A 7,836-nucleotide genomic window follows, 5' to 3' on the forward strand; every position below is an offset into this window, starting at 1 on the left:
TAAGGAAATTTTTTGTAAATTTAAAAATTGATTTTATATTTTTAAGTTCATTTAAAATTCCAAAGATGTAAATTGTGACGGTTTCTTCATCAGTATAGGACTTATTTTTAAAAAAATATAGGGAGAAAGTTGAGAAAAAAATTTGCAGGAAGTAAGGTAAACGGTGATGAGTTGGTTCTGCCAATCCATTGGTAGCTCCTTTGTTACTTTGTTTTAAGCAACAATTAACTAACAAATTGGAGCTATTTTTTCAATCTTCACAATATTTTTCTCAACTCTTAACTGGCATCTATCATATTAACTTCTTCTGAATTTTTTATTTTTTTACTATCAATAAAAGATTGCCTTTGTTTTTTTTCGTTTTCTCGAATTTCATTTTTTAATTTTTCTTGTCTTAATAAATTTTTAGCTTCAGTAAAATATCGGTTTTGATTTTTCTCAATTTCACAATTAATCTCTTTGCATTTTTCAATAATTTGTGGGAAATGATATGGATAATAAAATTGATATGATGAAATTGTTGAATATAAGCTTGCTAAAATTTCATTTAAACCAATTGTTTCAACCATTAAATTGAATTTCTTTTTATTTTCTTCATTTTCAAAAAGTAATTCAAAATTTTAGTTTATTCCATTAGCGATAAGGTAAATCGAATTAAAAGGCGTTTTTTTTATTGCACATATTTTAACAATTAACGAATGAGCTGTGGGTAATAAAAACCAAGATTTTCCTTTAAATTTAGTTTGTATAGTATATCATTTTAAATTTCCATTATGAACATTCATAAAGATAATTGCTTGGAATAATTTTAATTTAGAAAATCTTTCATTAATATTAGGATAAAAATCTCTTATTATTTCATCTAAACTTTCAATTTTAACTTTTTTTAGACAATTGAATACCAGTTTTATTTTTAAGATGAAAAAGACTATCTGCGTATAACGCCTAATGAGGTATGATTTGGCAATAAAACTGTTTCTGGGAGCATGATAGAACCCGGATTTGTTACGGAGTTGCATCCCGTTTGTGCTCGATTTCCTAAAATAGCTCCAAATTTTTTAAGCCCCGTGTCTACTTTTTTATTATCTAAAGCAATAATAATATTTTTATGATTCATTTTTAAATTTGCCAGTTTGGTACCTGCTCCTAAATTACAATCATAGCCTAGTATGGAATCTCCTACATAATTAAAATGAGCTGCTTTAGCAAAAGGCAATAAAATAGATCCTTTGCATTCTGTCGTATGACCTACCACTGCCCCCTCGGATATATATACAGAGCCCCTAACATAAGCTCCATGGCGCACAATTGCATTAGGACCAATAAAGGTGGGTCCCGCAATATAAGCTCCAGGTTCTACTACAGCCCCTTCACATATGACAATCTGTTCTTTATTTTCTAAATAAGCCTGATCACTTACTTTACCTTTTATTCTTTCACTTTTATCAATTTTATTTATACAATTTTCAACAAATTGAGTTAAAGGCTTTCCTAATGCTCTCCAAGGAAATTCACTTTGAAGTAAAAACTCTTGCAAATCCTTTGCAATTTTAAGTTCTTCTGCACGCTTTAATTCAAAAAGAATTTCATTTGTAATAAATTTAGATTCGATAGAAATTCGATTCATAGTAATTCCTCCTTTAAAGAAAACGAACACAGACAATCTTACTTTATTATAAGAAAACAAGCCCTCCAAGAAATTAAAAGATTCATTGATAAAATAGCTTAAGGGAAGATTACATTTACCGAAATGTATATTGATGCCTGAATTTTAAGCAGACATCAATTGTATATTCAGCTAAAAGGCGTGAATTGAAATGTTTGATAAAAACGATTTTAAAGAAAAATTTAGATGCTGGTCTGAAATGAATACAGATGCCACTCTCGAAGACGCAAAATCCTTCTGCGATATTTTAATCCCTTTTGAATATAAAGAATCTTACACTTGGTTAGAAGAACAATCTCTAGCTTGGTTTGTATGGAAAAAAGATATGAAAGAAAAAATGCTTATTAATTTAGTTAATGATGAGCACGAAACAAATAGTCTTGAAGCTAAAAGAAATATTATGTAATTATTTTTATTAAACAATGCAGTTTATATTTATATTTTTAAACGTATAAAGAAGTTTCATTTTATAAAAATCTTTTTCAGAATAAAAATAAAAATCGCTATTTCTTTTTGCCATTTTCAAATTGTCATCTGAAAATGCTTGAGTTAAAAATAAATTACGCTGAAGACAAGAAGTTTTCCTTCTAATTTCTTTTTTTATACTTATTTCTTTTAATTCACATACAGAATTATGATATAAACTAAAGATAATTAATAACATAATAAGAGTAATATTTAAAATAGATTTATTCATTTTTCACCTATATCCAAATACCATCCACTTAAGAACTATATTATTAGCCTTAATTTTATAAAATGTCAAATAATATTAATATATTAAAAATTTTTAATTATGCTCTTAGTATATTTTTTCTTAAATTTGATAGATAATTCTTAGCTCTATTATTTATTTTAGAAAAATCATAATTAGAAGAATCCCAATCATAGGAGAATGCCTCTTTTAAATGCCTAAATGCCAAACATTCAGCTTCTCTATACAATGAATGCTGGTCAGGTAAAAACCGATTTCCTTGAAAAACTTCATCACAAATTTGATGTAAATTTTTCCAATTTTTATTTATTTTTTGCAAACTACTTTCAGAATTCCAATGCATTAGGCATAAAAATCGATCAATCTCTCCAAGTGTTTCAATTTCAAGAGTGGATACATTAGAGTTTAAAGTAACTATATCTGTAATTAACTTAAAATGACTTATTTCTTCAGACACGACAGCCAAAGAATTTAAAGAAACAATTTCATTATTTTCAAAATCAAAAACAATTTTTTTTCCAAATTGTATTCCAATAAAAAATTCGTTGTTTTCTGAATTTTCTTCGAACAATGTTTGTCCACAATTTTCTGGGATATTATTTGAAGGAGGCAATACATAATTATCAATTGGATCTGTATTAATAAAAGAATAGTATTTAGACATGATTCTAATTAAATCATCACAGCCTAAAAAAAATTTTTTATGATTCATTTTAAATATCATATTTTTTCTAGACCTTGCGAGTAGAAACCTTAATTGGATTCACTCCTCTGTGAAATAATTCTTTTTCTAATTTTGGACTAGCTGTATTTAACCAAGCATCATATAAACTCAATATGGTTCTTTCATTATTTTGATTTGTAGTTTGCTCAGAAATATCTAATAAAATATCAACAGCTACAGTAAAATTTTTACTCATTTCATAATATATAGTTGACATAGTTTCTTGATAAGTATTTTTACCTTTTAACAAATTAGATAATTCATTATATGCAGACTCACCCATTGTTACGTAATATCTTATATCAAAACTTTTTCTATTAAAATATTCTTGGAAAAATCCAGAAAAATAAAGTGCTGTATCTGCTAATTTTTTATACAGAGCAATTTTTTCAGAGCGAGAACTTTCTAATGCCTTTTTTAAAATTAAGGCAAGACAATCTTCGTTATTATCTGTGTCAGATGCTCTTAAATATCCACATAAAAGATTTACAATATAAAATTCAACATTTTCAGTTAATTTTAATCTTTGACGTTCTTGAGCTTCAACAACCATTTCATGAAAAAACTGTGTAGGATTTACTTCTGTCATCCAAAGCGTACTTAAATCCGACTTGGAGCCCATTTTTGCCTCCAACTAACATAATGAAATGACTATAAAGATCTTAAAATAAGACAATTCAATAGTCAATTACGGTTCTATCCTCTTTTCGTCAGAATAAATTAACAGTTAAAGTTTTTTTTAGTTTTGTTTCTCTTGATTGTGTTTTCTCATATTGATAAGCCTTTGAAAGGTGAATCGATTACTCATACTTTTAATTGAGTTTGGAGCATTTAACATTGTCAAATTTAAAAAATCTAGATGAATCTGATATCCTTTCTTATACAGAAGATACTCCTGTTTTAATGGAAAGTAGAAAAAACGATCATATTCAAATTTGTAAAGACAAAGATGTAGAATCGAAATGTGATATTTTTTCGAAAATTCAGTTTTATCCTGAGGCCTTACCTGAGTTTCAATTAACTGATGTTGACATGAAACAATCCTTTTTTGGCAAAATTTTTGATCTCCCTTTATTAATTACAGGAATGACTGGGGGAGTGGAAAAAGGTCAAGAAATTAATGAAGCCCTTGCTGCTGCTGCAGAAAAATATAATATTCCTATGGGTTTAGGCTCTCAAAAAATAATGATAAAAGATCCTAAATACAAAAAACTATTTAATGTAAGAAAAGTAGCACCAAACTTATTTATAATTGGTAATTTAGGGGCTGTTAGTCTGAATTATGGCATAAAACTTGATGATATTAAAAGACTGGTAGATGATTTAGAGCTTAATGTTTTTGCTTTACATTTAAATGCCCTTCAGGAAAGCATTCAACCCGAAGGTGAGAGAAATTTTGCAAATTTACTCTCAAAAATTGAAATGATTGCAAAAAACTTGCAAGTTCCTTTACTTATTAAAGAAGTGGGCTCAGGTATGTCACCTTCTACCTTCCAAAAACTTGTATCTGTTGGAGTTTCTGGTGTAGATATTGGCGGCAAAGGTGGTACAAGTTGGGGTTATATTGAAGGGTTACGCTCAAATAAAGAAGGGCAACGTTTAGGTGAACTTTTTAAAAATTGGGGTATTCCAACAGACGAGTCTCTTATCCTTTGTTCTAGACGTAACAAAGAACTTGGATACAATATACCTTTAGTGGCTACAGGAGGTATCAGAAATGGTCTTCATGTTGCAAAAGCTGTAGCAGCCGGAGCCACCATGGCAGGAGTTGGTTTGCCTTTATTTAGGGCAGCTATTTCTCCTGAAAAAGGGGAAACTCCTTTGGAATCCGTTGAAAAAGAGATTTCATTTTTTAAAAAATCTCTTTCTATTGCAATGTTTTGCTCTGGTGCACAAAAGCTATCAGAATTAAGTTCTCGCGTCGTGCGAGAAGCACTATAAGCTAAAGGTAACAAAGATGGTAAAAGACAATCAACAAGTCCTATCTCGATCTTCTACAATACAATCCGATATTGTACCAAAGACAATTCCATTTCAGCATAATCAGCAATCTTTAGCATCTAGTCGCATACCTAATTTTGCTCAAATGAATTCGAAACAACGCTGCCAAGCACTCGTATCCAGAAATATTATTTCACATAATGATTCTCAATCTCTAAATAACTCAGGTGCTTTAAGTATTGAGCAAGCAGAAAAGTTTATTGAAAATTGTATTGGTGGTTTTACGTTACCTTTAGGTATTGCCACAAATTTTTTAATAGATGGTCAAGAAATTTTTATTCCAATGGCTGTTGAAGAATCTAGTGTTGTTGCAGCAGCTAGCTTTGGTGCAAAATTAGCAAGAACTTGTGGTGGCTTTTTTTCAGAACCAACTGAAACCATAGCAACTTGCCAAATACAATTTATTATTGATCCCAAAATGAATATTTACTCTATTTTTCATGACTTTTTAAGAGAAAAATTATTTGAGTTAGCACAAAATTGTCATCCACGTCTTGTCCAAAGAGGTGGTGGTGTAAAAAGCATTGAGTTACGCGCACTCTCCAAACCAGGGTATTATGTTTTTCATGTAAATGTGGATACTTGTGAAGCTATGGGAGCAAATATTGTAAACTCAATTGCAGAAGAAATGGGTAGAAGACTTCCCGAATTATTGCCATGCACTGTGGGCTCAAAAATTTTAACAAATTTAACAACTCATCGTATTACAAAAGTAAAATGTGAAATTGAGTTTTCCGCATTAGAACGGGAAAACTATTCCGGCGAAGAAGTGGCAAAACGAATTTGTTCTGTTTGGGAGTTTGCCGATCTCGATCCCTTTCGAGCGACAACTCACAATAAAGGCATCATGAATGGCATTGACCCTGTGGTAATTGCTACAGGAAATGATTGGCGTGCTGTGGAAGCGGGTTGCCATGCCTTTGCTTCTTTATCTGGAACTTACAAACCACTTACAAAATGGTTTATAAATAAAAATAAACGCCTTCAAGGTGAAATTGCTTTGCCAATCGCAGTGGGCACCGTTGGCGGGGTAACAAAACTTCACCCTACAGCTACTTCTTGTTTAAGTTTACTAGGAACACCTAGTGCTTCTCGATTATCTGCCATAATAGCTAGTGTAGGACTCGCCCAAAATTTATCTGCAATTCGAGCTTTAGGTTGTGAAGGAATTCAAAAAGGCCACATGGCTTTACATGAAAAAAATCTAGAAATGATGCGCCAATATGATCATCTTCCAAGTATTTCGGTTGTTGAAAACCAAAATACTGGAAATTAAAGAAGCAAATTAATGAATCAAGTTTATTTATGTATTCCTGCAAAAGCCATACTTTTTGGGGAATATGGTGTTTTATATGGCGGCAAAGCTGTAGCTGTCACTTTTTTCGATCCTTGTTTTAAGATATCTATTAAAATAAAAAGATTTGAAGACAATTCTAGTATTAAAATTAAAAGTGATTTTTTTTCTAATCAAATTATTCAATTTTCTATACATGATAACAATGAAATTATAAAAAATGATCCAAATATTTTATTCTTTTCAAATTTAATAAAACCATGGAGCTCATATTTAGAAAATTGTGAACTTAATATTGAAATTCAAAAATCATTTTCTCCTTCACTCGGTTTTGGTTCTTCCTCTGCTCTTATTGCTGGTATTTCTGCTGGATTATGGCAGCTTATTTTTCAAAATAAAGAATATTTAAATCAAATTGAATTTTGGAATAATGTGAAACAGTCTATACAAAACATCCAAGGCGGCGGCAGCGGTTACGATGTAGCCGTTCAATTAGCTGCTATTGAAAAAAACGAAATCGATAAAAATACAAATTTTTGGATTTTTCAAAACAAAATGAATTCCATTATTCCTAATATTCATGCTTTTGAGCCAAACATAAGTTTAAATAATTTAGGCTGTTTTATTTCAACAAATATATATTCTAATACAACAAAAGCTCTTCATAAATTTCAAAATGATAAAGAAAAATTAAGATATGCAAATAGGCACTCCGAAATTTGTGAATCTTTTTTAGAATTAAATACAATGAATAATCTTCAAATATTAATGAAAAAATCATTAGAGATAGCTCATTCACAAAAAATTCTCCCTATTCAAAATAAAAAATTTAATGATTTAATTTCAACTTTTAATTCAAAGCAAATTTCATATAAAACAATGGGTGCAGGTCATGGTGACTGTTTGTGGGTTCTTTTAAATAAAAATAAATTAAAAACAGAATGCCAAATCTCTGAATCTGATATTCCTTTTGCTTTTGAAACTGTTAGGACTGAAAATGAATAATACATTAATTAAAGATATTCCTGCTGAACTTGAAAGACTACAAAATAAATTATTCGAGCTAAGAAAACAAGGAAAGCTCTTTATTCAAAATGGCGACATAGGGTACTCGACAGCTCCTAGCAATATTGCCCTTCTTAAATATTGGGGCAAAGAAACAAATAGAGAGCAAATACCAATAAATTCAAGTTTAAGCTATACTATTGGCGGCTTTCGTTCTTTCACTAAAGTAACGGCTTTAGGACGCTTTTTACCAAATGAAGAAAAACCGCTTTGTTATTTTAAAAATAAATTATTTTTAGACGAAAATTCAAAAGAAAATAAACTGCCTCCAAAAATGGATCGTTTCATTCATTCTATTTTATTTCCTTTTGCTCAAGAAATATCTATTGAAATTAATAGCCATAATAACTTTCCTACTGCTTGTGGTATTG

The 7,836-nt window shown here is 29.9% G+C and carries 9 protein-coding genes and 1 pseudogene; 5 read left to right on the forward strand and 5 right to left on the reverse strand.

Features of this window, described 5'->3' with window-relative positions; translation table 11 throughout:
* Window positions 1-278: 278 nt before the first annotated feature.
* Together ACIQ56_RS12020 and ACIQ56_RS12025 are read right to left on the reverse strand one after the other, a co-directional pair.
* Window positions 279-569, reverse strand: coding sequence for a hypothetical protein (locus ACIQ56_RS12020; protein WP_397601302.1), 291 nt, complete (start codon window positions 567-569; stop codon window positions 279-281).
* 359 nt (window positions 570-928) lie between these two features.
* The gene (locus ACIQ56_RS12025; protein ID WP_397601303.1) at window positions 929-1,627 is read right to left on the reverse strand and encodes a hypothetical protein; all 699 of its coding nucleotides are present in this window, start codon (window positions 1,625-1,627) and stop codon (window positions 929-931) included.
* Window positions 1,628-1,817: 190 nt separating this feature from the next.
* Between ACIQ56_RS12025 and ACIQ56_RS12030 the strand changes: the two genes are divergently transcribed.
* The gene (locus ACIQ56_RS12030) at window positions 1,818-2,072 is read left to right on the forward strand and encodes a hypothetical protein (RefSeq protein WP_397601304.1); all 255 of its coding nucleotides are present in this window, start codon (window positions 1,818-1,820) and stop codon (window positions 2,070-2,072) included.
* A gap of 9 nt (window positions 2,073-2,081) precedes the next feature.
* Here ACIQ56_RS12030 and ACIQ56_RS12035 read toward each other — a convergent pair whose 3' ends face one another.
* The 3 genes from ACIQ56_RS12035 to ACIQ56_RS12045 all read right to left on the reverse strand — a co-directional run bounded on the left by ACIQ56_RS12035 (window position 2,082) and on the right by ACIQ56_RS12045 (window position 3,727).
* The gene (locus tag ACIQ56_RS12035) at window positions 2,082-2,363 is read right to left on the reverse strand and encodes a hypothetical protein (protein ID WP_397601305.1); all 282 of its coding nucleotides are present in this window, start codon (window positions 2,361-2,363) and stop codon (window positions 2,082-2,084) included.
* A 97-nt stretch (window positions 2,364-2,460) separates the two neighbouring features.
* Window positions 2,461-3,093 carry a hypothetical protein gene (locus ACIQ56_RS12040; RefSeq protein WP_397601306.1) on the reverse strand — a complete coding sequence of 211 codons (633 nt, stop codon included), beginning with the start codon at window positions 3,091-3,093 and terminating at the stop codon, window positions 2,461-2,463.
* 19 nt (window positions 3,094-3,112) lie between these two features.
* Complete coding sequence (locus ACIQ56_RS12045; RefSeq protein WP_397601307.1) at window positions 3,113-3,727, reverse strand: hypothetical protein; 615 nt, start codon at window positions 3,725-3,727, stop codon at window positions 3,113-3,115.
* A gap of 215 nt (window positions 3,728-3,942) precedes the next feature.
* Between ACIQ56_RS12045 and fni the strand changes: the two genes are divergently transcribed.
* The 4 genes and pseudogenes from fni to ACIQ56_RS12065 all read left to right on the forward strand — a co-directional run.
* Window positions 3,943-5,046 carry a type 2 isopentenyl-diphosphate Delta-isomerase gene (gene fni / locus ACIQ56_RS12050; protein WP_397601308.1) on the forward strand — a complete coding sequence of 368 codons (1,104 nt, stop codon included), beginning with the start codon at window positions 3,943-3,945 and terminating at the stop codon, window positions 5,044-5,046.
* Window positions 5,047-5,062: 16 nt separating this feature from the next.
* Window positions 5,063-6,382 (forward strand): hydroxymethylglutaryl-CoA reductase, degradative, encoded by a 1,320-nt coding sequence (locus ACIQ56_RS12055; protein WP_397601309.1) that lies wholly within the window; start codon window positions 5,063-5,065, stop codon window positions 6,380-6,382.
* A 12-nt stretch (window positions 6,383-6,394) separates the two neighbouring features.
* The gene (locus tag ACIQ56_RS12060; protein ID WP_397601310.1) at window positions 6,395-7,405 is read left to right on the forward strand and encodes a hypothetical protein; all 1,011 of its coding nucleotides are present in this window, start codon (window positions 6,395-6,397) and stop codon (window positions 7,403-7,405) included.
* Window positions 7,398-7,836 (forward strand): annotated as a pseudogene (locus tag ACIQ56_RS12065) (hypothetical protein); the annotation flags it as partial. The gene ACIQ56_RS12060 and the pseudogene ACIQ56_RS12065, both read left to right, overlap by 8 nt.

The sequence above is a fragment of the Silvanigrella sp. genome, assembly GCF_044369315.1.
GTDB lineage: Bacteria > Bdellovibrionota_B > Oligoflexia > Silvanigrellales > Silvanigrellaceae > Silvanigrella.

Coding starts and splice junctions, on each gene's coding strand:
- ACIQ56_RS12020 (WP_397601302.1), bottom strand. CDS start 569: ATGGTTGAAACAATTGGTTTAAATGAAATTTTAGCAAGCTTATATTCA.
- ACIQ56_RS12025 (WP_397601303.1), bottom strand. CDS start 1,627: ATGAATCGAATTTCTATCGAATCTAAATTTATTACAAATGAAATTCTT.
- ACIQ56_RS12030 (WP_397601304.1), top strand. CDS start 1,818: ATGTTTGATAAAAACGATTTTAAAGAAAAATTTAGATGCTGGTCTGAA.
- ACIQ56_RS12035 (WP_397601305.1), bottom strand. CDS start 2,363: ATGAATAAATCTATTTTAAATATTACTCTTATTATGTTATTAATTATC.
- ACIQ56_RS12040 (WP_397601306.1), bottom strand. CDS start 3,093: ATGAATCATAAAAAATTTTTTTTAGGCTGTGATGATTTAATTAGAATC.
- ACIQ56_RS12045 (WP_397601307.1), bottom strand. CDS start 3,727: ATGGGCTCCAAGTCGGATTTAAGTACGCTTTGGATGACAGAAGTAAAT.
- ACIQ56_RS12055 (WP_397601309.1), top strand. CDS start 5,063: ATGGTAAAAGACAATCAACAAGTCCTATCTCGATCTTCTACAATACAA.
- ACIQ56_RS12060 (WP_397601310.1), top strand. CDS start 6,395: ATGAATCAAGTTTATTTATGTATTCCTGCAAAAGCCATACTTTTTGGG.